The organism is Kocuria cellulosilytica (genome assembly GCF_040981245.1).
Lineage (GTDB): Bacteria > Actinomycetota > Actinomycetes > Actinomycetales > Micrococcaceae > Kocuria > Kocuria cellulosilytica.
In genome coordinates this window covers 213,961-235,991 of sequence record NZ_JAVFWZ010000001.1, presented here as the reverse complement: position 1 = coordinate 235,991, position 22,031 = coordinate 213,961, and the positions used below count along the sequence as shown (strand labels likewise).

Genomic DNA, 22,031 nt, shown 5'->3' with positions numbered 1-22,031 from the left:
GTGCTCGGACGGACCGGAGGAACCGATCAGGCCGGGACGACCTCGAACTCGACGTTCGCGTTGACGTCCTCGTGCAGGCGCACGGAGGCCTGGTACACACCGGTGGTCTTGATGTGCTGGTTCAGCTCGACCTTGCGCTTGTCCACGGCGCCGAGGCCGGCGGCCTCGACGGCCTTGGCCACGTCCTCGGCCTTGACGGTGCCGAAGAGGCGACCCTCGGAGCCGGCCTTGACCGGGATGGTCACGGTGGCGGAGGTCAGCTTCTGGGCCAGGACCTGGGCGTCCTCGAGCGAGGCGACCTCGCGCGCGGCGCGGGCGGCCTTGATGCTCTCGATCTGCTTCTCGCCGCCGCGCGACCACGGGGTCGCGAAGCCGCGCGGGAAGAGGTAGTTGCGGGCGTACCCGTTCTTGACCTCGACCACGTCACCGGCAGCGCCGAGACCCGTGACCTCGGTCGTCAGGATGATCTTTGCCATGAGTGTCTGTCCTCTCTGATCAGCGGCCGGCGCCGGAGTAGGGCAGCAGCGCGACCTCGCGGGCGTTCTTGATCGCCAGGGCGATCTTGCGCTGCTCCTGCACGGTCACACCGGTGACGCGGCGGGCGCGGATCTTGCCGCGATCGGAGATGAACTTGCGCAGCAGCGCAACGTCCTTGTAGTCGATCTCAGTGACTTTGGCAGCCTTGAGCGGGTTCTGCTTTGGTTTGGGCTTACGGAGTTCAGCCTTGGCCATCGTGGTGCTCCTTGTTCTTCGAGTGGAGCCCGCGGCTTGTCACCGCGGGATGGGGTGGATGGGAAAAGTGCGGAAGGTCTAGAACGGCGGTTCGTCGTCCTGGCCGCTGCCCCAGTCGTAGTTCCCGCCGGAGGACTGGCTCCAGGGGTCGTTCTGGGGTGCTGTCTGCGGGGCGGGCTGACGCCCGCCGCCGGAGCGGCCGCCCTGGCCGAAGCCGGATCCGCCGCCCTGCTGGCCGCCGCCGAATCCGGAGTCGCCCCCGAACCCGCCGCCGGCCGGGGCGCCGGCGCCGAAGCCGCCGCCCTGCTGGCCGCCGCCACCGCCGCCGAAGCCGCCGCCCTGCCCGCCGGAGCGGGCGTTGCGGTTGACCTTCGCGGACGCGTAGCGCAGCGAGGGACCGACCTCGTCGACGTCGAGCTCGGTGACGGTGCGCCGCTCGCCTTCCTTGGTCTCGTAGGACCGCGACTTGAGCCGACCCTGGACGATGACGCGCATGCCCTTCTGCAGGGACTCCGCCACGTTCTCGGCCGCCTCCCGCCACACGGAGCAGCGCAGGAACAGGGTCTCCCCGTCCTTCCACTCGTTGGACTGGCGGTCGAAGGTGCGGGGCGTGGACGCAACGGTGAAGTTGGCCACGGCCGCACCCGACGGCGTGAAGCGCAGCTCGGGGTCAGCGGTCAGGTTGCCGATTACGGTGATGACGGTGTCACCAGCCATGTGGACCTCCCGGGTCGAGGGTGTTCGCGGTCGTGCGGGACGTGCTGGGATCTCACAAGCATCTCACCGGGGGCCCGTCGGGGCGCCCTCGATGATCGGTCTGTGAAGTCCTTACTCGGCGGAGATCTTCTGCTCTTCCGGGCGGATGATCTTGGTGCGCATGATGGCCTCGTTGAGGTTCAGGACGCGGTCGAGCTCCTGGGTGGTCTGCGGGGTCGCGGTGAAGCGCACGACCGCGTAGATGCCCTCGGTCTTCTTCTGGATCTCGTAGGCGAGGCGACGACGGCCCCAGATGTCGACGTTGTCGACGGTCCCGTTGTCCTTGGTGACGACATCGAGGAACTTCTTGAGAGTCGGCTCCACGGCACGATCCTCGACCTCGGGGTTGATGATCACCATCAGTTCGTACTCACGCATGTTCGAACCCACCTCCTTCGGGCTGAGCGGCTGCGGTCCTTCCGCAGCAGGAGGTTCTGTAGCGTCGTCCGCGCGCCGGCGCCGCACGTCGGGCGGCGGGCACACAGACCTCACAACACTACTACATCCGCGGGCCCGGACAGAACGGGGTGCTCACCAGCGGTAGGCGCTGCGGGCGATGGAGGCGTTCACGAAGGCCGTGCGGAACGGCATGGTGAAGATGTCCAGGAACATCAGCAGCGCCCACGGGATCAGGAACAGGATCCCGACGCCGACCCCCGCCAGGGTCCAGCCCAGGCCGCCGAGGAACAGGTAGATCAGCCCCCAGACCGGCTGGCGCAGGTAGAACTTGTGGATCCCCAGCCAGCCCAGGAAGAGCCACAGGACGTAGGCGAGGACCACGGACTTCCCGCCCACCACGTTGACCACGGGCGGTCCGGGGTGCGGAGCGCCCTGCCCGCCCCCGCCGAACGGCTGTCCGGACGGTGCGCCGAACGGCGCCCGGGAGTACCCGGCGCGGCCGGGGTCGTTGTTCAGCGGGACGGGACGGTAGTACTCGGGCTCGGGAGCCACGGGGGTCCTTTCGGCACGGACGGGGAGGCGGGAGGGCCGTTCCGCGGGGAGCGGCCCGACCAGTTCAACGGTCCGCCCGCGGGCGCTATTCCGGTGCGCCGCCGCGGCGGGCCGCTCCGGGGCGCGGGCCGCGGCGGGACGCTCGGCCGGGTGCCGCGGGGAGCCCGTGCCCGGGCCCCGGGCCCGACGCGAGGGGCTTTCCGATTAGGTTACGCTTTCCTTGCCAAATGATCGTCGCGCGGTCCCCGAGCGCCGCGCCCTCCGGAAGAGGCCCCGATGCGTCGTCGTTCCCTGTACGCCACCACCGGCATCCTGACCGCACTGGCGACCCTGGTCACGGGGTGCGGCACGCTCGGGCTGGGCGAGCAGCCCGCCGACCTGCAGATCTACTCGGCACGGCACTACGACCTCGAGGGCGCGTTCGGCGAGTTCACCGACGAGACCGGCATCAGCGTCGAGTTCATCACCGGCGACGACGCCGAGCTGCTCGAGCGGCTCAAGGCCGAGGGGGACGACAGCCCGGCGGACGTGTTCATGACCGTGGACGCGGGCAACCTGTGGAACGCCGCCCGGCAGGACGAGCTGGCCGCCCTGGACTCCGCGGCCCTCGAGGAGGCGGTCCCGGAGGACCTCCGCGACCCCCAGGGCCGGTGGTACGGCCTGGCCATGCGCGCGCGCACCGTGACGTACAACCCGGACAACGTCGACACCGCGGAGTTCGACCCCGAGGAGACCTACGCGGGGCTGGCCGACCCGAAGTGGCAGGGCCGGCTGTGCATGCGGGACGCCACCTCGGCCTACACCCAGTCCCTCGTGGCGAGCCTGATCGACCTGCACGGCCGGGAGCGGGCGCTCGAGATCGTCGAGGGCTGGGTCGCCAACGACGTGCAGATCATGAGCAACGACATCCTGCTGCTCGAGGCCATCGACGCCGGCACGTGCGACGTGGGGATCAACAACCACTACTACCTGGCGCGCACCCTCGAGGAGAACCCGGACCTGAACGTCGACCTCTTCTGGGCCAGCCAGGAGGGCGCGGGCACGCACGTGAACATCTCCGGGGCCGGTGTGGTCGAGGGCTCCGACAACCCCGAGGACGCCCAGCGGCTCATCGAGTGGCTCGCCACCGACGGCCAGAACGCGTTCGTGGACGCCAACCACGAGTTCCCGGTCAACCCCTCCGTGGAGCCCGCCCCCTCCATCGCCGCCTTCGGCGAGTTCGAGCGGATGCCCCTGAACGCCGAGGCCTACGGTGACCTCAACGCCGAGGCCGTGGACCTGCTGGCCGAAGCCGGCTACCAGTGACCGAACCCGCCGTCCTCGCGGACACGAGGACACCGACCCGCCGGCCACGCCGGGCGCCCGGCTCGGGCCGCCCGGCGTGGTCGGCGCTCGTCGTCCTCGTCGCCGTGGTCGTGGCCACCCCGGTCCTGGCGGTGGTCGTGGACGGCCTGGGCAGCCTGGGCACCGCCACCCCGCCGCGCGACCTGGGCCGGATGGTGCTCACCACGCTCCTGCTGATGCTGGGCGTGGGCGCGGGCACCCTGGTGGTGGGCGGCGGGCTCGCGTGGCTCGTGACCGCCTTCCGCTTCCCCCTGCGGGACGTGCTGGTCTGGCTGCTGGTCCTGCCGCTGGCCATGCCGGCCTACATCCTCGGTTTCGTGTTCCTCTCCGTCTTCGACGTGGCCGGGCCGGTGCAGGGGGCGCTGCGCTCGCTCCTGGGACCGGACGTGTGGGTGCCCGAGGTCCGCTCCCTGCCCGCGGCCGTGCTCGTCATGTCCCTGACGCTCTACCCGTACGTCTACCTCCTGGCGCGCTCCGCGCTGGTCGAGCAGACCACCGGGACCTACGACGCCGCGCGCACCCTGGGCGCCGGCCGGGGACGCGCGCTCGGGCGGGTCCTGATCCCCCTGGCCCGGCCCTCGCTCGCGGCGGGGCTCGCGCTCGTGATGATGGAGACGCTCACGGACTTCGCCACGGTGCAGTACTTCAACGTGCAGACGGTCTCCGTGGGGGTCTACCTCGTGTGGAAGGGCACCTTCGACTTCCACTCCGCCACCCAGCTCGCCGTGCTCGTGCTGCTGTTCGCCGTGGCCGTGCTGACCGGCGAGCGGCTGCTCCGGGGCCGCGCCCGGTTCCACCAGCGGGGCGGCCGCGGCCAGGGCCTCCAGCCGCGGCGGCTCGCCGGGTGGCGCGCCTGGGGCGCCACCCTGCTCTGCCTCGCCGCCCTCTCCGCCGGGTTCCTCGTGCCCGTGCTGCAGCTGCTCGTGTGGGCCGTCGGTGAGGCGGTCGGCAACCCCGCGTCCCTCTCGGACCCGCGCTTCGCGCAGTACCTCGGCAACAGCCTGGTGGTCGCCGGGATCGCCGCCGTGGCCTGCGTGGCGCTCTCCCTGGCGGTCGCCCACGGGGTCCGGATGGGCGGCGGCCGGGCGGTGGCCCTCGCGGCGCAGCTCACCACCTTCGGCTACGCCGTGCCCGGCGCCGTGGTGGGCATCGGCGTCCTCATCGCCTTCGCCGGGCTGGACACCGCCCTCGAGCGGGCGGGCGTGCCCGGGGGCACGGGGCTGCTGGTGACGGGCTCGGTGCTCGGCATCCTCTACGCCTACGTGATCCGCTTCCTCGCCCCGGCCTACCAGGCCGTGGACGCGAGCCTCGCCAAGATCTCCCCCACCGTCACCTTCTCCGCGCAGAGCCTCGGCGCGTCCCCGCTCCGGGTCCTCACCCGGGTGCACCTGCCCATCGCCCGCCCGGGGGTCGCCACGGCCCTCGTCCTCGTGGTGATCGACGCCGTCAAGGAGCTGCCCATCGTGCTGCTGCTGCGCCCGTTCGGCTTCACCACGGCCTCCGTGTGGGTCTACGAGCTGGCGCGCGAGAACTTCTGGGAGAAGGCGGCCCTGCCGGCGCTCGTGATCGTGGCGGCGGCGGTGGTGCCCGTGTTCTTCCTCGTCCGGCAGGCCCATCGCGCGGACCGCCACGGAAAGGTGTCCCCATGACCGTGCAGACCACGAGCGCGCAGACCGCGCCCGGCAGCCGCGGCGCCGAGCCCGCCCTCGTCCTGGCGGGGCTGAGCAAGCACTACGGGTCCTCCGTGGGCGTCAGCGGGCTGGAGCTGACGGTCCCGCCCGGCGAGCTGGTCACGCTCATCGGTCCCTCCGGCTGCGGCAAGTCCACCACGCTGCGCCTCGTGGCGGGTCTCGAGCGACCGGACGAGGGCACCATCCGCATCGCCGGGGACGTGGTGGCGGGCCGGCACCGGTTCCAGGAGCCCGAGCGGCGGCGGGTGGGCCTCGTCTTCCAGGACCACGCCCTGTTCCCGCATCTGACGGTCGCGAAGAACGTGGCCTTCGGCCTGGACCGGCTCCCGCGCGCCGAGCGGCGGGCCCGCGTGGGCGAGGTCCTCGAGCTCGTGCGGCTGGGGCACCTCGCGCACCGCTACCCCCACGAGCTCTCCGGCGGCGAGCAGCAGCGCGTGGCCCTGGCCCGGGCCCTGGCGCCCCGCCCCGCCGTGGTGCTCCTCGACGAGCCGTTCTCCAGCCTGGACGAGTCGCTGCGCGCGCAGGTGCGCCGGGACACCGTGGCCACGCTGCGCGAGACCGGCACCACCGCCGTGCTGGTCACCCACGACCAGACGGAGGCCCTCTCGGTCGGCCACCGCGTGGTGGTCATGCACGACGGGGTGATCGAGCAGTCCGACACCCCCGAGAAGGTCTTCGAGCAGCCCGCCACCCGGTTCGTGGCGTCCTTCATGGGGGACGCGGACTTCCTGCCCGCCCGCGTCCACCGCGCCCTGCTCACCTGCGAGATCGGCATCGTCTCCACCGTGCCGGGGTGGGCGGACAGCGACGTCGACGTCGACGTGGTGCTGCGGCCCCACGAGGTGGCGCTGCGGCCGGACCCCGGCTCCCCCGCGCGGGTCAGCGCGGTCGAGTACCACGGCGCGTTCGTGCTGCACCACGTCCGGCTGGCCTCCGGGCGCACCCTGCGCTCCTGGCAGCCCCACAACGTGCGCCACCCGGTGGGGACGCCGGTGGCGGTGACGGTCACGGCCGGGACCACCCCCACGCTGCTGGTCGACGACCGGGCCGTCACGGCCCCGCCGCCGCGGTCCCCCGACGGCACCTCGACCCAGCGATCCCGCATGTCGGACGAATTAGGCAAGACTTTCCTTCGCTAAAGGTTTTCTCTACCCTGGGTCGGGTGAGCATCCAACCTGACCTCTCCCGGGTCTCCTTCGCCGCCGGTCTCGCCCGCCACGGGGACCGCCCCGCCGTCCTCACGGGCGAGCAGGTCCTGAGCTACCGGGAGCTGGCCGGGCGCGTCGAGGACGTGGCCGCCCGCCTGGGCCCGGAACGCCGGCTGGCGGTGCTCGCGGCGTCCAACGACGTCGACTCCCTCGTGGCCTATCTCGCGGCCCTCACGGCCGGCCACCCGCTGCTGCTGGTCCCGGCGGACAAGCCGGCCGCCGTCGACGCGCTCGTGGCGGCCTACGACCCCGACGTGGTGCTGCGCTCCGGGAACGGGACCCCGGTCCTCGAGGAGCGGCGCCCGGGCAGCCGGCACGAGCTGCACCCGGAGCTCGCCCTGCTGCTGAGCACCTCCGGCTCGACCGGCTCCCCGAAGCTCGTGCGGCTCTCGCACGATAACCTCGCGGCCAACGCCGAGGCGATCGCCGAGTACCTGGGCATCGGGCCCGACGACCGCGCCGCCACCACGCTGCCCATGTCCTACTGCTACGGGCTGTCGGTGCTCAACAGCCACCTCCTCCGGGGCGCCGGGCTGGTGCTGACGGACCTGTCCGTGGTCGACCCCTGCTTCTGGGACCTGTTCCGGGCCCACCGCGCCACGTCCTTCGCCGCCGTGCCCTACACCTTCGAGCTGCTGGAGCGCGTCGGGTTCGCGGACGCCGACCTTCCGCACCTGCGCTGCGTCACCCAGGCGGGCGGGCGGCTCGCCCCGGAGAAGGTCGAGCACTGGGCCCGGACCGGCCGCCGCCGCGGCTGGGACCTGGTCGTGATGTACGGGGCCACGGAGGCGACCGCCCGGATGGCGTACCTGCCCCCGGAGCTGGCGGCGGAGCGCGCCGGGACCATCGGGGTGCCGATCCCCGGCGGGCGGTTCCGCATCGACCCCGTGGACGGGCTGCCGGACGGGGAGCTCGTCTACAGCGGGCCCAACGTCATGCTCGGCTACGCGGAGCGCCCCGAGGACCTCGCCGCCGGGCGGACGGTCGAGGAGCTGCGCACCGGGGACCTCGCCCGCCGCCACCCGGACGGGCTCTACGAGGTCGTGGGGCGGCGCAGCCGCTTCGTCAAGATCGTGGGCCTGCGCGTGGACCTCGGGCAGGTCGAGCGGATCCTCGCCGAGCTCGGGGTGAGCGCGGCCGCCGCCGGCTCCGACGAGCGGCTGGTCGTGGCCGCCGAGGGGGACCAGGACACGTCCCTGCTCGCCAAGCTCGTGGCCGAGAGCATCGGCCTGCCGCGCCCGGCCGTCGAGATGCACGCGGTCGAGCAGCTGCCCCGCCTGGGCACGGGCAAGGTGGACTACCCGGCGGTCCTGGCGCTCGCCGCGCCCCCCGCCGCGCCCCCCGCCGCGCCGGCGCCGCCGCCGCGCCGGGCCGAGGGGCCCGAGGACGTCCGGCGGATCTTCGCCGAGGTGCTCGACCGCCCCGACGTCGGCGACGACGACACGTTCGTCTCCCTGGAGGGGGACTCGCTGTCCTACGTGGCGGCCTCCGTGCGGCTGGAGCAGGCCCTCGGGCACCTCCCGCCGGACTGGCACCTCACGCCCGTGCGGGACCTGGCCCCCCGGCCCGTTCCGCGCGGACGGGGTCTCGTCTCGTTCCTGGAGACCGGCATCGTGCTCCGGGCGGTCGCCATCGTGTGCATCGTGGTGACGCACGTGGAGATCTTCACGTTCCAGACCGCCCACGTGCTCTTCGCGGTGGCGGGGTACAACTTCGCGCGCTTCCAGCTGACGGGGGAGCGGCTCCCCCGGCTGCGGCGCCAGCTGCGCAGCCTGGCACGGATCGTGGTGCCGTCGGTGGCCTTCATCGCCGTGGCCCACCTGCTCACCGACGACTACACGTTCGCCAACGTCCTGCTGCTCAACGGCATCGTGGGGCCCCAGGAGCTCACGTCCCAGTGGCACTTCTGGTTCGTCGAGATGCTCGTCTACGTGCTCGTGGCCGTCACCGCGCTCATGGCGCTGCCCTGGGCCGACCGCGCCGAGCGGGCCGCCCCCTGGCTCTTCCCGCTCGCCCTGCTCGCGGTCGGGCTGGTCAGCCGGTACGACATCGTGGACCCGGGGCTGCCCAAGCCCGCGCCGGTGTTCTGGATCTTCGCCCTGGGCTGGCTCGCGGCCCGGTCGGGGACGACCCTGCAGCGCTCCCTCGTGACCCTCCTGACGCTCCTGACCGTGCCGGGCTACTTCGACAGCGCCGTGCGGGAGGCCACCGTGGCCGCCGGGATCCTGCTGCTGCTGTGGGTGCCCACCCTGCCGGTGCCCGTGGGCCTGCGCCGGGTGACGGCCCGGCTCGCGAGCGCGTCCCTGTACATCTATCTCGTGCACTGGCTGGTCTACCCGCCGCTGGCGCCGGTGAGCCCGGTCCTGGCGGTGCTCGCCTCCCTCGTCGCGGGGGTGGCCTACTGGGCCCTGGCCGAGCGCGTGCTCGGCGGGCTCCGGCGCCCGCCCCGGCGCACCGCCGAGCCGGCCCACGAGACGACGCTCACGGCTGCTCCAGGCCCACGCTGATCTCCGCGCTCTGCCCCGTGGAGCGCACGGTGGCGCGGACGGGGAACTCGATCCGCTCGGTGACCGTCTCCCCGTCCTCCTCGTAGCTCAGCCGCGCCACCGCGGGCCGGTAGGGGTCCGCGGTCCAGCGCAGCGGATCGCCGGGGTCCTGGACCAGGACCAGGGCGGGCCGGGAGACCAGCTCCCACCGGACGCCGGTGATCTCGGGCTCCGGCGCCCCGGACGCCGCCGCGGACGGCTCGAGGGGCACCCGCGGCGCCCCCCAGCGCCGGGACGAGGGGCACTCCTCGGGGGACAGCTCCTCCGCGGCCGTGCAGTCCTCCAGCCACTCCTCGATCCGGTCGTCGACCTCCCGCCACATCCTCGGCGAGGGCTCGATGCGCAGCGCCACCGTGGCCGGCCGCGGGTCCCGGAACGCCACGGTGTGCGGCTCCAGGGGCGGGTCCGTCACGTAGTAGGAGTCGCCCGGCAGCCCGACCGCGTAGTCCCCGGGCAGGGCCTCGAAGCGCCACGTCCCGCCGGGGCCCTGGGGATCGGGCACCCGCTCGTCCGCGTCCGGGCGGATGCTCTCACCGTTGACGGAGAGCTCGTCGAGGGGGGCGGGCAGGTGGACGGAGAGCGGTGCCGCGTCCGGGGAGTCCAGCTCCCACTGGTCGTTGAAGGGGCCGGTCCGCCGCACCTGGTGCACCCGGTAGACGTGGACCTCCTCCCGGGCCCGGGTGCCGTCGGGCCCGTCCCACCACACGCGCGCCCGCACCTCGCCGCGGCTGCCGGTGCGGTCCACGCCGAGGATCTCGTGGCCGCTGATCCGTCCCGCCGCGTTGCGGTACACGCGGTTGGCGAAGATGGTCAGGGTGGGGTCCGCCACGACGTCCTCGGTGCGGGACAGCAGCTGCCGCGAGCTGCCGCTCTCGAGCCCCCCGAGCCACGCCTCCACCGGGTCCTGCGGCTCACGGTCGACGAAGACCCAGTTGACCACGGAGGCGAACACGGTCACGAGCACCACGACGACCGCCAGCCAGTGCAGCAGCGACCGCCGCAGGCCGCGGGAGTCGACCGCGGAGAGGGCCCGGCCGGCCTCCCGCTCCCGTGACACCGACACCGCAGCTCCCGTCCCCTGTCGGTCCGCCCGGCGCCCGCGCCGGAGGTCCGGGCCGCGTACCGGCCCGCCAGCTCACATCGTAGGGCCGGCGCCGTGGCCGCGGCGGGAGGCCGTCAGAGCGCGCGTCTCCTGGTGACCAGGATCCCGGCCAGCACGAGCACCAGTCCCCAGGCGCCGTAGACCAGGCCGGACTCCACGTGGTTCAGCACGGCGTCCGAGGGCTGGTACATCGCCGTCAGCTGCGCGCCCGCCGCCGCCGGGGAGTACGGCTTGACGTCGTCGAGCCACTCGAAGGAGAGCGCGAAGAGCACGATCTCCAGGACCATCAGCAGCACCACGAGCACCACGATGCCCCAGGTGGTGGACTTCAGCAGGGCGCCCAGGCCGAAGCCGAGCCACGACGTGAGCATGTAGAAGACGCCCACCGCCAGGACGTTGAGCAGCACGGCCTCCTGCAGCAGGTCGTACCCCAGGTCCCCGCCGGCCAGGATCGGCTGCACGAGCAGGTGGGACAGCAGGGCGCTCAGCAGCCCGAACCCGAAGGTGACGGCCGAGAGCACGGCCGTCTTGGCGAGCATCACCGGCGTGCGCCGCGGCACCGCGGTCATGGTCGTTTGGATGGAGCGGGTGGAGTACTCCGAGCCGATCGCCAGCACGGCGAGCGCGCCGAGGAGCAGCATGACCAGCTGCAGGCCGCCGTTGGCGCTGGACATGGCCATGTACTCGCCGAAGCCCATGCCGTCCGGCAGGGACAGCCCGGAGCCCTCCGTCATCTGCTGCTCGGACTGGGCGACGAACTCGTCCTTCTGCTGCTGGACGTCCTCCTCGGTGAGCCCGAGCTCCTCCGGGCTGCGGCCGTCCAGCATCGCGTCGACCTGTTCCTGGGCCGCCTGCTCGTTGAAGTCGATGAAGGTCAGCGCGCTCGAGGCCGAGAGGGCGGCGAAGCCGAGGGAGAGCAGCAGGGCGATGCCGAGCAGGATCCAGTGCGAGCGCAGGCACCGGAACTTGATCCACTCCGAGCGCAGCACCCGGCCGAAGCCCAGGCGCACCCGGGACGCGTGGCGGGACGGCCCGGCGGGATCCGGGGCGCCGGCCTGCCGGCGGGGGGCGGTCGAGGTGCTGGTGCTCATGCTCGGTCTCCGGTTCGTGCGTCGGCGCCCGCCCAGGGCGCCGGGTCGGTCGGTTCGGGAGCGCCGCCGGAGCGGTACTCGACCTCGTTCTGGGTCATGGCCATGTACACGTCCTCGAGGCTCTCGGTGAGGGGCGTGAGCTCGTGGACCAGCACCCCGTCGGCCAGCGCGGCCTCGGCGATCCGCCGCGGCTCCGGGCCCGTGACCAGCAGCCCGTCGTCGTCGAACTCCGTGATGCCGGCGTCCGCGCCCTGCAGGGCGCGGCGCAGCGTCGCCCGGTCGGTGGTGCGCACGCGGGTGCGCGTGCGGCCGCCGGCGAGGATCTGCTGGATGGGCGCGTCCGCGAGGATCCGGCCGCGGCCGATCACCACGAGGTGGTCGGCGGTCTGGGACATCTCCGACATGAGGTGGGAGGACAGGAAGACCGTGCGGCCCTCGGCGGCGAGGTACTTGGCGAGGTGGCGCACCCACACGACGCCCTCGGGGTCCAGCCCGTTGACGGGCTCGTCGAGGATCACGGTGTGCGGGTCGCCGAGCAGGGCCGCGGCGATGCCGAGCCGCTGGCCCATGCCCAGGGAGTAGCCTCCCACCCGCTTGTCGGCCGCGGCCCCGAGCCCGGTGAGGTCCACGACCTCCTGGACGCGTGACCTCGGGATGCCGTGGGTCGCGGCGAGCGCGGCGAGGTGCGCGCGGGCGGTGCGCCGGGGGTGGACGGCCTTCGCGTCCAGGAGCACCCCGACCTCCGCGAGCGGCGCCCGGTGCTGGGCGTACGGCCTGCCGTTGACCCGGGTGCGGCCACGGGTCGCGGACTCCAGCCCGACGACGAGGCGCATCGTGGTCGACTTGCCGGCCCCGTTGGGCCCCAGGAACCCGGTGACCCGGCCCGGGCGCACGGTGAAGCTGACGTCGTCCACCGCCGTCTTGCCGCCGTAGGTCTTCGTCAGGTTCTCGATCTCGATCACCGGCGCTCCTCCCGAGCACTCGTCGTTCTTCTCCGCCACCAACCTACGGGAGAGCCGGCGCGGGGCGGCACCACCGGCAGGATGAGCCCGTGCGGGCGTGGCGCGGGTGCTCTCCCCCTCCCGGCGGAGCCGGTGCCGGGGCGCTCAGCCGGACTCGGACAGCCCGATCCGTCGCGCCCGGCCGCCCCGGAGGACGTCGACCGCGACGGCGACCACGAGCAGCGCCAGCAGCAGCACGCGCACGGCGGCGAGCAGGTCCTGGACGTCCCAGCCGATCGGGCCGAGCCCCGGCAGCATCGGCCAGGCCGGCGCGGGCAGGACCAGGGTGGCCCACCACAGGACCTCCACGAGCTGCCAGGCGGCGAACTCGAGCCAGTTGCGCCGGCTGAGCACCACGAGCGGGGCCAGCCACAGCGCGTGGACGGGCGAGTAGCCGGGGCCGGCGAGCACCAGCACGGCCAGCAGGAGGAACGCGATCTGCACGACACTGGGCTCCTGCCGGGTGAGCAGGGTCAGCACGAGCACCGCCACGAAGCCCAGCACGAGAGCGAGGAGCACGTACTGCTCCCCGCCCGCAGGGTCCGGGGCCGCGCCCGTGCGCGCCTGCTCCACCCGGGCCCACACGCCCCACGGCGAGGAGCCCGCCACCGGCTCCGCCCACGGCGTGCTGAACTGCCGGGCCCACCTCTCCCCCGCCGAGAGCAGGAACGGTCCGTTGACCAGCGCCCAGGTGAGCGCCGTCCCGGCCAGGACCAGCGCGACGTCCCGGAACTGCCGGTACCGCACGGCCAGGAGCAGCACGGCCAGCAGGACGACCAGGGGGAACAGCGCCACGGACGCTGCGAGGCCCAGGACGATCCCCGCCGGCACCGGGCTGCCCCGGACGTGGAGCAGCAGCGTCAGCACCATGAGCAGCACGGCGAGCAGGTCCCACGTGCCGAAGCCGACCAGGACCGCCACCGGCGCGAGCGCCAGCACGAACGCGTCCGCCCCGCGCCGGCCCGACAGCGCCGAGACCGCGGCCACCGTGCCGATCCACGCCGCCGCCAGCAGCAGCACCGACAGGCCGGCGGACGCGCCCCGGTCCGCGTCGGCGCCGAGCAGCGCGGGGACGCGGTCCGCGAGCCAGCCGAGCACCGTGCTGATCATCCCGACCAGGGCGGGCTGGTCCCCGGCGGGGCCGCCCGTGAAGAACCCGCCCGCGCCGGTGGGCTCCCCGGGGGCGACCTCGGTGGCGCACAGCGCCGGGAGGCTCTCCGCCGTGCCCCGGCCGGGCACCCGGCACGGCAGCCGCAGCAGCCAGGCCGTCATGACCGTGTAGAGGCTCAGCCCCACGAGCAGCGCGCCGGGCCCGCCCCGGGGCGTGCCGCCCTGCGGGTTCACGCGCTCGTCCCGCGGCCGCGCAGCACGTCCGCCGCGACGCGGACCACCAGGTAGCCCACCGCGAGCGTGTGCAGCGCCACCGTGGTGAAGTAGACGTCCTCGGCGACCGCGAGCTCCTCCCCGCCCCCGGTGACGTGGCCCAGCCAGTTGAACACCGCCGCCCAGTGCAGGACCTCGACGAGCTGCCACACCACGAACTCCCCGACGCGGGGCCGGGCCAGGAGCACGAGGGGCACGAGCCAGATCACGAACTGCGGCGAGTACACCTTGTTGGAGAGCACGAACGCCGCCAGCACCAGGAAGGCGAGCTGCTCCAGCCGCGGCTCCTCGCGCGCCACGAGCCCCAGCACCAGGATCAGGGCGCAGGCGAGGGCGAAGCCGCCGAGGGCCAGGACGTTGATCCCCTCGGCCGAGAGCAGCGGGATGTCCAGCCGCGGCGCCGCGACGTCGTTCCACCAGTGCCACACGGAGGAGAAGCCCGCGCCGCGCTCCTGGCTGAACTGCCAGAACCAGCCCCACTGCACCGGGTCCAGCAGGGCGAAGGGGAGGTTGACGGCGGCCCAGGCCCCCACCGCGCCGGCGGCCGCCCGCAGCGCGGGCCCCGCCTCGCGGCGCCGCACGGCCAGCACGAGGACCGCCCCGAGGAGCAGGAACGGGAAGAGCTTGAACGCGGTGCCGACGCCCAGCAGGACCCCGCCCAGGGCCCACCGGTCCCGGCGGAACGCGAGCAGGGCGGTCACGGTGCACAGCACCGGCCACAGGTCCCAGTTGATGAGCCCGGTGACCACCACGGCGGGCGCCAGGGCCGCGAGCACCGCGTGGCCGGGGTGCGCCACCATCCGGCCGAGGACCAGCACGACCGCCACCCAGACGGCGGCGAGGAGCACCGCGTTGAGGTCGAAATATATGCCTTGCCCGACATGGACGCTCGCGAGGGGGTCGACGGCGTGGGCCAGGACCCCGGTGGCGCTCGCCACCACGGTCTGCAGCACAGGGTACTCCAGCAGCGCCGAGGCGTCCAGGTAGGGGAACCGGCCCTCGGCCATGCCGCGGGAGGCATACAGGGTGGGCAGGTCCGAGTAGCAGAGCTGCCGGAAGGTCTCCGGCTGCTCCCAGGTGACCAGCCGGCACGGGAGCTTGGTCAGGTACGCCAGGAGCGCGGCGTACAGGGCGCAGCCCGCCAGCACCCCCGGCCCCACCCGGAGCGCCGCCGGGCGCCCGGCCGCCGGCACCGGCCCGGCCGTGCCGGTGCCGAGGCGGGTGCTCACAGGGCGTCCGCCGCCCAGGCCCGCAGCCGCCGCTCGGCCTCCTCCGGGCCCAGCTCCCCCTCGTCCAGGCGCAGGTCCAGCAGGAACTTGTACGCCCGGCCCACCACGGGGCCCGGCGGGACGCCGAGCACCGCCATGATCTGCTCGCCGTCGAGCTCGGGCCGCACGGCGTCGAGCTCCTCGCGGGCGGACAGCTCCTGGATCCGCGCCTCGAGGTCGTCGTAGGCGGCGGCCAGCCGGGACACCTTCCGCCGGTTCCGGGACGTCACGTCCGCCCGGGTGAGCCGGTGCAGCCGCTCCAGGCACTCCCCCGCGTCCCGGACGTAGCGGCGCACCGCGGAGTCGGTCCACTCGGCGTCCCCGTAGCCGTAGAAGCGCATGTGCAGCTCCACCAGCCGGCTCACCGTCCTGATGGTGTCGTTGTCGAAGCGCAGCGCCCGCATCCGCTTGGCGGTGAGCTTGGCGCCCACCACCTCGTGGTGGCGGAAGCTCACCGCGCCGTCCGCCTCGAAGCGCCGGGTCGCGGGCTTGCCGACGTCGTGCATGAGCGCGGCGAAGCGCAGGGCGAAGTCCGGGCCGGGCACGGGGCCGTCCGGACCCGACTCCAGGGCCGCGGCCTGCTCCAGGACCGTCAGGGAGTGCTGGTAGACGTCCTTGTGCCGGTGGTGCTCGTCCGTCTCGAGCCGCAGCGCGGGCACCTCGGGCAGCACGACGTCCGCGAGCCCCGTGCTCACCAGGAGGTCGACGCCGCGCCGGGGCCGGCGCCCGCAGACCAGCTTGACGAGCTCTTCCCGCACGCGCTCGGCCGAGACGATCCCGATCCGCTCCGCCATGCCGGCCATGGCCGTGCGCACCTCGGGCGCCACCTCGACGTCGAGCTGGGACGCGAAGCGCGCGGCGCGCATCATGCGCAGGGGGTCGTCCGAGAACGAGTCCTCCGGGGCGCCCGGGGTGCGCAGCGCCCGCGCGTGCAGGTCCTTGATCCCGCCGTGCGGGTCCACGAGCTCCAGGCCGGGCAGCCGCAGGGCCATGGCGTTGATGGTGAAGTCGCGGCGGAACAGGTCGTCCTCGAGCGAGTCCCCGAAGGCCACCTGCGGCTTGCGGGAGTCGGCGTCGTAGGCCTCGGCCCGGTACGTGGTGACCTCCAGCTGCACGTCGCCGCGGCGCATCCCGATGGTCCCGAAGTCGCGGCCGATCTCCCACACCGCGTCCGCCCACCCCGTGACCACGGCGAGCGTCTCGTCCGGCGTCGCGTCGGTGGTGAAGTCCAGGTCCAGGGCGGGCCGGCCGAGAAAGAGGTCCCGCACGGGACCGCCCACGAGGGAGAGCTCGTGGCCGGCGGCGGCGAACCGCCGCCCCAGGTCGAGGGCGGCGGGATGGATCGCGTGGGCGTCGGGGAGCTGCGTCATGGTGCGGCCCATTGTTCCAGACCGCAGGCCGCGGACCCGGCCGCCGCGGCCCCTCCGGGACCGGCCGCCGGAGCCCCTCCCGCGCTCCGGCGGGAGCCCGGACGATTGTGGCAAGGTAGGAGACATGGCTTTCCCCGTACCCAGCGCACCGAAGAAGCGGCCGACCGCGCCGGCCGCTGCGCTGCCCACGGTCGAGGAAGTCTCCGCCGGGGGGATCGTCGTCGACCTCGGCACCCCGTCCCACCCGGTGGCCATCATCGCCCGGATCAACCGGGGCGGACGCCTCGAGTGGTGCCTGCCCAAGGGCCACCCCGAGGGCGAGGAGAGCAACGAGGAAGCCGCGATCCGCGAGATCGAGGAGGAGACCGGCATCGCCGGGGAGGTGCTGAGCCCGCTGGGCAGCATCGACTACTGGTTCACGGTCTCCGGCCACCGCGTGCACAAGACGGTGCACCACTTCCTGCTGCGCGCCACGGGCGGTCACCTCACCACGGACAACGACCCCGACCACGAGGCGGTGGACGTCGCCTGGGTGGACATCGACGACCTCGGCCGGAAGCTGTCCTTCCCCAACGAACGGCGCATCGCCGACATCGCCCGTGAATACATCATCCACCAGCTCTGAGACGGCGGAGCCCTCCGGGGCGGCCGGAACGGGCACCCCGGCCGCCCCGGCCCGCCGCTCGGGCGCGGCCTCCAGCGCCATCATGGCCTCGGGCACCCTCGTCTCCCGCGCGCTGGGGTTCGTCAAGGTCGTCCTCATCACCGTGGCCATCGGTTCGGTCACGACCGTCTCCGACGTCTTCGAGCTCGCGAACACCCTGCCGAACCTGATCTACGTCCTGGTGGCGGGCGGCGTCTTCAACGCCGTCCTGGTGCCCCAGATCATCAAGGCCTCCCGGACCGCCGAGGACAGCGGGGCCGACTACATCTCCCGCCTGCTCACCCTCGCCGTGCTCGCCCTGCTCGGCGTCACCGCGGTCGTGGTGCTCCTGGCGGGGCCCATCGTGCGGACCATGGGCACCGACTGGACCGAGGCGCAGCTGTCCCTCGGGCTGACGTTCGCGCTCTTCACCTTCCCGCAGATCTTCTTCTACGGCCTCTACACCGTGGTGGGCCAGGTCCTGAACGCCCGCGGCGCCTTCGGCTGGTACATGTGGGCGCCGGTGGTCAACAACGTGGTGGCCATCGCGGCGCTGCTCGTGTTCGTCCAGCAGTTCGGCGCCTACGAGCAGGACCCGCACACCCTGGAGAACTGGACCCCGGCCAAGACGTTCTGGCTGGCGGCCATGGCCACCGTGGGCGTCGCCACCCAGGCCCTCGTGCTGCTCTGGCCCCTGCGCCGGCTCGGCCTGGAGCTGCGGCCCAGGTTCGGCTGGCGCGGCATCGGGCTCTCCACGGCGGCGCGGCTCGCGGGCTGGACCCTCGCCACCGGGATCCTCGCCAACCTGGCGTTCCTGACCCTGACCAAGGTCGCCGCGATCCCCACCGGCTACCGCCCGGAGTACCTCGCCATGGACCCGCCGCAGCAGATCGCGGGCGTGGCGGCGCTCAACCAGGCCTCCATGCTGTACTCCCTGCCGCACGGGGTGATCGGGCTGTCCATCGCCACGGTGCTGTTCAACCGGATGGCCGCGGCCTCCACGGACGGCGACCGGGCCGGCATGGTCGCCTCCCTGTCCTCGAGCCTGCGCATCACCGGGGTGGCCACGGTCTTCGCCACGGTCGCCCTCGTGGTCTTCGCCGGCCCGCTCGGCATGCTCTTCAGCGGCGGCGTCCCCTCCGCGGGCGCCGTGGTCGGCCAGGTGGTCGCGGTGATCGCGGTCGGAGCGCCCTTCATGTCGATCTCCTTCATGCTCGGCCGGGCGTTCTACGCCCAGGAGGACGCCCGCACCCCGTTCCTGGTGCAGGTCGGCGTCGCGCTCTTCACCGTGGCCTGCGCCCTGCTGATCTGGTCCTTCGTCCCGCCGGACCGCATCGTCTTCGCGGTCGCCGCGTGCTACGCGGCCCAGAACGTGCTGAGCACCCTGATCTACCACGCGGTCCTGGTCCGCCGGCTCGGGGACTACGACGTGGCCCGCATCGTGGACTCCCACGCCCGGATCCTCGCGGCCTCCCTGCTCGCCGGCGCGGTGGGCGCGGTGGCCCTCCTGCTGCTCGGCGGCTACGACCCCGACGGCTTCCCCTGGACGAACCAGCTGACGGCGATCGCGACCCTCGCGGTGGGCGGCACCGTCATGGGGATCGCCTACCTGGGCGCCCTCCGGCTCTGCCGCGTCCAGGAGCTCGACAGCCTCGTGCGCCCGGTCCTCGCCCGGCTGGGCCGCTGAGCGTGTGACGGAGCTCTCGGCCCCGGAGCGCCGGGACCGGTAAGGTGCTGAGTGGTCGGTGACGTGGGTCAGGAACACCCCTCCTGCCCCGCCGGCCACCCCCGCCCGCGAATTCCGGCCCCCTCCGCGAATTCCCGACCCCCAGGGAGCCAACGTGCCCGCACCGATGAAGCTCGGTTCCGTCCTCGGCGGCCGCTACAAGGTCGTCTCCGACGTGCTGGCCACCGCCGAGGGCGACCACGTGCTCGAGGGACAGGACCAGATCCTCGGCCGCCGCGTCTCGATCCTGCTGCCCGCCGAGCGGCACACGTCCCTGCTGGTGGAGAACGCCCGCTCCATGGCCAACGGCAGCATCGGCGCCCCCTTCCAGATCCTGGACCTCGGCCAGGCGGAGGCGCACACCTACCTCGTGACCTCGTACACCCCGGCCGCGGACATGCTGGACTCCCTGCTCGTGGAGCCGGACGAGGTCGAGGACGAGTCCCTCAGCGACGACATCTTCGGGGCCCCGCGCGGCGGCGGCACCGGCTCCTACGTGTACGAGGAGCCTGCCCCCACCAGCCCGGCGCCCGTGGTCGCGACCGAGCCCTCCGACGACCTGGGCGGCGCGGCACCCCAGCCCAAGGTCACCCGGTGGCGGGACGAGGACTCGTACGACGACGCCGCGCCCGCGCCCTCGGTGCGCACCCGGCTCGGCCGGCCCGTGCGGGTCAGCGCCACCTCGACCCGGTCGACGCTCTTCGACCGGGCGGCGGCGAGCGGCACCGCGGCCTCGGCCGTCCGCACGGCCGGGACCGACATCGATCCCGGCTACGACGGCGACAACCGCTACGACAGCTACGAGAGCGCCGAGAGCTTCGAGAGCTACCGCGGCGGGGCCCCGGACACCGCCCGCCGCCCGCAGGAGCCCGCCGCGGCCGCGCCGCCGCGGAAGGAGGAGCCCTCGCCGCAGACCCGGAAGGGCGGCAGCGGCCTGCTGCTGCTCCTGCTCCTGCTGCTGGCCCTGCTGGTCGGCGCCGTGGTGTTCAGCTTCGACCGGCTGGGCGGGCTCTTCGCCGGGGCGGACGCCCCCGAGCCGGCCGTGAGCGCGCCCGCGGAGGAGCAGGCTGCGCAGGAGGAGCCGCGGCCGAGCCCCGAGCCGGAGGCCCCGGCCGCCGAGCCGGAGCCCCGTGCCGTCACCCGGGTGGTGCCCGACGACCCGGGATTCATGGCCGACCAGGACGCCCAGCTGGGCCAGACCATCGACGGCAACCCGTCCACCTTCTGGATCAGCTACGGGTTCTCCGACCAGAACTTCGGCAACCAGACCCCGAGCGTGGGCCTGGCGGTCCAGCTCGAGGAGCCCGCACCGGTGGAGACCCTGCAGCTCGACCAGTCGTCCGGGTCGGGCGGGATGTTCGACGTGTACGTCAACGACGCCCCGAGCCTGGACGGCGCCGAGCAGGTGGCCTCCGGCTCCTTCACCGGCCCGGAGATCACCGTTCCGCTCTCGGCGGCGGCCCGAGACGGGGAGCACGAGTACGTGATCGTGAACTGGACGCAGCTGCCGCAGCTGACGAACCCCATCGCCGGGTTCGACCACGGCCTGCGGATCGGTGAGATCCAGCTCGACTGAGGCCTCCGGTCCCCCGCCGGGCCCGGCACGGCGGGCCCGGCACCGGAATATCCGCCGTGCGCGCCCTGTTGTGCCAGTGGTCCCTGCGGTCGGCGTGCCCGGCCGCTCCCTGTACGGAAGGTCTGCAGAACAGTGAGCCCCGACTTCGGTCCCGTGATCAACGCCCTGAACCTCGTCCCCTCGACCGGCGAGCCGACGGCCACCGCGGACGACGAGACCGTCCACGAGGTGATCATCGTGGGATCCGGCCCCGCCGGGTACACCGCAGCGGTCTACGCCGCGCGCGCAGACCTCCACCCCATCGTGTTCGCCGGGTCCGTGACCGCGGGCGGCGAGCTGATGAACACGACCGAGGTCGAGAACTACCCGGGCTTCATCGACGGCATCCAGGGCCCGGAGCTGATGTCGAACATGCAGCAGCAGGCGGAGCGCTTCGGCGCCGACATCCGCTACGAGGACGTCGTGGCCCTCGAGCTCGAGGGCGAGATCAAGACCGTGACCCTCGAGGACGGTTCCGTGCACCGCGCCCACGCCGTGATCCTCGCGACCGGCTCCGCGTACCGCGAGCTCGGCCTGCCGGACGAGAAGCGGCTCTCCGGGCACGGCGTGAGCTGGTGCGCCACCTGCGACGGCTTCTTCTTCAAGGAGCAGCACATCGCAGTGGTGGGCGGCGGCGACTCCGCCCTCGAGGAGGCCACGTTCCTCTCCCGCTTCGCCTCCAAGGTCACCATCATCCACCGGCGGGACAGCTTCCGCGCCTCCGAGATCATGCAGCAGCGCGCCTTCGAGGACCCCAAGATCGAGGTCCTGTGGAACGCCGAGGTCGTCGGCATCAACGGCGAGGAGAAGGTCCGCTCCGTGACCGTGCGCGACACGGAGTCCAAGCAGACCACGGAGCTGCCCGTGACCGGCCTGTTCGTCGCCATCGGCTCCGATCCCCGCACCGCCCTGGTCCAGGACCAGCTGGAGCTGACCGTGGACGGCACCATCGCGGTGGACGGCCGCAGCTCCACCACGAGCCTCGCCGGGGTCTTCGCGGCCGGCGACGTCGTGGACGCCACCTACCGCCAGGCCATCACGGCGGCGGGCTCCGGGTGCGTCGCCGCCGTCGACGCCGAGCACTACCTCGCCGCCCTGCACGACCGCTCGGTCCTGCACAGCTGAGCCGGTCCGGCCGGGACGCCCGGCGCCCCGGCCGGCATGGGTCATAATCGAACCAGTTCCCCCTCCCGCACGTTCCACCCAGAGCGGCCAGGGCTCGCAGACCGCAGGCCCCCCGCCCGGACAAGGAGAAACATGAGCGCCGCCAAGAACGTCACCGACGCAGACTTCCGCACCGAGGTCCTCGAGTCGGACAAGCCCGTCATCGTCGACTTCTGGGCAGAGTGGTGCGGCCCCTGCCGCATGGTCGGCCCGGTCCTCGACGCGATCGCCGCCGAGCACGCGGACGCCATCGAGGTCGTCAAGCTCAACGTCGACGAGAACCCCGCCGTGGCGTCCCAGTACGGCATCACCTCGATCCCGGCCATCTACCTGTTCTCCGGCGGCGAGGTGGTCAAGAAGGCCATCGGCGCGAAGCCGAAGAGCGCCCTCGAGAAGGAGTTCGCCGACTACCTCGTCGCCGGGAACTGAACGGTTCCTCC

The 22,031-nt window shown here is 73.3% G+C and carries 20 protein-coding genes; 9 read left to right on the top strand and 11 right to left on the bottom strand.

Annotated features, from left to right (window positions below):
* Positions 1 to 26 precede the first annotated feature (26 nt).
* The 5 genes from rplI to RCG67_RS01035 form a co-directional block, all read right to left on the bottom strand.
* Positions 27 to 476: a 50S ribosomal protein L9 gene (gene rplI, locus RCG67_RS01055; RefSeq protein WP_058873269.1), complete on the bottom strand. Its 450-nt coding sequence runs from the start codon at positions 474 to 476 to the stop codon at positions 27 to 29.
* Positions 477 to 495: 19 nt separating this feature from the next.
* Entirely contained in the window at positions 496 to 732 is a 237-nt protein-coding gene (rpsR, locus tag RCG67_RS01050; RefSeq protein ID WP_017835048.1) for a 30S ribosomal protein S18, read from the bottom strand.
* 78 nt (positions 733 to 810) lie between these two features.
* Positions 811 to 1,449, bottom strand: coding sequence for a single-stranded DNA-binding protein (locus RCG67_RS01045; protein WP_368824438.1), 639 nt, complete (start codon positions 1,447 to 1,449; stop codon positions 811 to 813).
* A 111-nt stretch (positions 1,450 to 1,560) separates the two neighbouring features.
* Positions 1,561 to 1,866 (bottom strand): 30S ribosomal protein S6, encoded by a 306-nt coding sequence (rpsF, locus tag RCG67_RS01040; protein ID WP_058873271.1) that lies wholly within the window; start codon positions 1,864 to 1,866, stop codon positions 1,561 to 1,563.
* A 153-nt stretch (positions 1,867 to 2,019) separates the two neighbouring features.
* A complete protein-coding gene (locus RCG67_RS01035; RefSeq protein ID WP_368824437.1) occupies positions 2,020 to 2,439 on the bottom strand; it encodes a TM2 domain-containing protein in 420 nt (139 codons plus the stop codon).
* Between the two features lie 276 nt (positions 2,440 to 2,715).
* Here RCG67_RS01035 and RCG67_RS01030 point away from each other — a divergent pair, with 276 nt between their 5' ends.
* From RCG67_RS01030 to RCG67_RS01015, 4 genes are read left to right on the top strand one after another with little or no spacing between them, the layout of a single operon-like run.
* The gene (locus RCG67_RS01030) at positions 2,716 to 3,744 is read left to right on the top strand and encodes an extracellular solute-binding protein (protein WP_368824436.1); all 1,029 of its coding nucleotides are present in this window, start codon (positions 2,716 to 2,718) and stop codon (positions 3,742 to 3,744) included.
* Positions 3,741 to 5,432 (top strand): ABC transporter permease, encoded by a 1,692-nt coding sequence (locus RCG67_RS01025; protein WP_368824435.1) that lies wholly within the window; start codon positions 3,741 to 3,743, stop codon positions 5,430 to 5,432. Before RCG67_RS01030 ends, RCG67_RS01025 begins: the two co-directional genes overlap by 4 nt.
* A complete protein-coding gene (locus tag RCG67_RS01020; RefSeq protein ID WP_368824434.1) occupies positions 5,429 to 6,613 on the top strand; it encodes an ABC transporter ATP-binding protein in 1,185 nt (394 codons plus the stop codon). The genes RCG67_RS01025 and RCG67_RS01020 overlap by 4 nt, the downstream gene beginning before the upstream one ends.
* Before the next feature lie 23 nt (positions 6,614 to 6,636).
* Positions 6,637 to 9,189 carry an AMP-binding protein gene (locus RCG67_RS01015; RefSeq protein WP_368824433.1) on the top strand — a complete coding sequence of 851 codons (2,553 nt, stop codon included), beginning with the start codon at positions 6,637 to 6,639 and terminating at the stop codon, positions 9,187 to 9,189.
* On the opposite strand, the gene RCG67_RS01010 is transcribed toward RCG67_RS01015, so the two are convergent.
* The 6 genes from RCG67_RS01010 to RCG67_RS00985 all read right to left on the bottom strand — a co-directional run bounded on the left by RCG67_RS01010 (position 9,164) and on the right by RCG67_RS00985 (position 16,443).
* Positions 9,164 to 10,291: a hypothetical protein gene (locus RCG67_RS01010; protein ID WP_368824432.1), complete on the bottom strand. Its 1,128-nt coding sequence runs from the start codon at positions 10,289 to 10,291 to the stop codon at positions 9,164 to 9,166. The two genes, RCG67_RS01015 and RCG67_RS01010, sit on opposite strands and share 26 nt — an antisense overlap.
* A gap of 113 nt (positions 10,292 to 10,404) precedes the next feature.
* Positions 10,405 to 11,421, bottom strand: coding sequence for an ABC transporter permease subunit (locus tag RCG67_RS01005; RefSeq protein WP_368824431.1), 1,017 nt, complete (start codon positions 11,419 to 11,421; stop codon positions 10,405 to 10,407).
* Positions 11,418 to 12,383 carry an ATP-binding cassette domain-containing protein gene (locus RCG67_RS01000; protein ID WP_368824430.1) on the bottom strand — a complete coding sequence of 322 codons (966 nt, stop codon included), beginning with the start codon at positions 12,381 to 12,383 and terminating at the stop codon, positions 11,418 to 11,420. Before RCG67_RS01000 ends, RCG67_RS01005 begins: the two co-directional genes overlap by 4 nt.
* Positions 12,384 to 12,527: 144 nt before the next feature.
* On the bottom strand, positions 12,528 to 13,766 hold the full coding sequence (locus RCG67_RS00995) for a glycosyltransferase 87 family protein (protein WP_368824429.1): 1,239 nt from the start codon (positions 13,764 to 13,766) through the stop codon (positions 12,528 to 12,530).
* Entirely contained in the window at positions 13,763 to 15,034 is a 1,272-nt protein-coding gene (locus tag RCG67_RS00990) for a glycosyltransferase family 87 protein (RefSeq protein WP_368824428.1), read from the bottom strand. Before RCG67_RS00990 ends, RCG67_RS00995 begins: the two co-directional genes overlap by 4 nt.
* Positions 15,031 to 16,443, bottom strand: coding sequence for a CCA tRNA nucleotidyltransferase (locus RCG67_RS00985; RefSeq protein ID WP_368824427.1), 1,413 nt, complete (start codon positions 16,441 to 16,443; stop codon positions 15,031 to 15,033). Before RCG67_RS00985 ends, RCG67_RS00990 begins: the two co-directional genes overlap by 4 nt.
* 124 nt (positions 16,444 to 16,567) lie before the next feature.
* Between RCG67_RS00985 and RCG67_RS00980 the strand changes: the two genes are divergently transcribed.
* From RCG67_RS00980 to trxA, 5 genes are all read left to right on the top strand, one after another.
* Positions 16,568 to 17,068, top strand: a complete 501-nt coding sequence (locus RCG67_RS00980; protein WP_058873281.1) for an NUDIX domain-containing protein — start codon at positions 16,568 to 16,570, stop codon at positions 17,066 to 17,068.
* Positions 17,069 to 17,150: 82 nt separating this feature from the next.
* Positions 17,151 to 18,773 (top strand): murein biosynthesis integral membrane protein MurJ, encoded by a 1,623-nt coding sequence (gene murJ / locus RCG67_RS00975; RefSeq protein ID WP_058873282.1) that lies wholly within the window; start codon positions 17,151 to 17,153, stop codon positions 18,771 to 18,773.
* A 154-nt stretch (positions 18,774 to 18,927) separates the two neighbouring features.
* Entirely contained in the window at positions 18,928 to 20,388 is a 1,461-nt protein-coding gene (locus RCG67_RS00970) for a hypothetical protein (RefSeq protein WP_368824426.1), read from the top strand.
* Positions 20,389 to 20,520: 132 nt separating this feature from the next.
* Positions 20,521 to 21,552 (top strand): thioredoxin-disulfide reductase, encoded by a 1,032-nt coding sequence (trxB, locus tag RCG67_RS00965; RefSeq protein ID WP_438612626.1) that lies wholly within the window; start codon positions 20,521 to 20,523, stop codon positions 21,550 to 21,552.
* Positions 21,553 to 21,684: 132 nt separating this feature from the next.
* Positions 21,685 to 22,020 (top strand): thioredoxin, encoded by a 336-nt coding sequence (gene trxA / locus RCG67_RS00960; RefSeq protein ID WP_368824425.1) that lies wholly within the window; start codon positions 21,685 to 21,687, stop codon positions 22,018 to 22,020.
* The last annotated feature ends 11 nt before the right edge of the window (positions 22,021 to 22,031 follow it).

Coding starts and splice junctions, on each gene's coding strand:
- rplI (WP_058873269.1), bottom strand. CDS start 476: ATGGCAAAGATCATCCTGACGACCGAGGTCACGGGTCTCGGCGCTGCC.
- rpsR (WP_017835048.1), bottom strand. CDS start 732: ATGGCCAAGGCTGAACTCCGTAAGCCCAAACCAAAGCAGAACCCGCTC.
- RCG67_RS01045 (WP_368824438.1), bottom strand. CDS start 1,449: ATGGCTGGTGACACCGTCATCACCGTAATCGGCAACCTGACCGCTGAC.
- rpsF (WP_058873271.1), bottom strand. CDS start 1,866: ATGCGTGAGTACGAACTGATGGTGATCATCAACCCCGAGGTCGAGGAT.
- RCG67_RS01030 (WP_368824436.1), top strand. CDS start 2,716: ATGCGTCGTCGTTCCCTGTACGCCACCACCGGCATCCTGACCGCACTG.
- RCG67_RS01020 (WP_368824434.1), top strand. CDS start 5,429: ATGACCGTGCAGACCACGAGCGCGCAGACCGCGCCCGGCAGCCGCGGC.
- RCG67_RS01005 (WP_368824431.1), bottom strand. CDS start 11,421: ATGAGCACCAGCACCTCGACCGCCCCCCGCCGGCAGGCCGGCGCCCCG.
- RCG67_RS00985 (WP_368824427.1), bottom strand. CDS start 16,443: ATGACGCAGCTCCCCGACGCCCACGCGATCCATCCCGCCGCCCTCGAC.
- RCG67_RS00980 (WP_058873281.1), top strand. CDS start 16,568: ATGGCTTTCCCCGTACCCAGCGCACCGAAGAAGCGGCCGACCGCGCCG.
- murJ (WP_058873282.1), top strand. CDS start 17,151: ATGGCCTCGGGCACCCTCGTCTCCCGCGCGCTGGGGTTCGTCAAGGTC.
- trxA (WP_368824425.1), top strand. CDS start 21,685: ATGAGCGCCGCCAAGAACGTCACCGACGCAGACTTCCGCACCGAGGTC.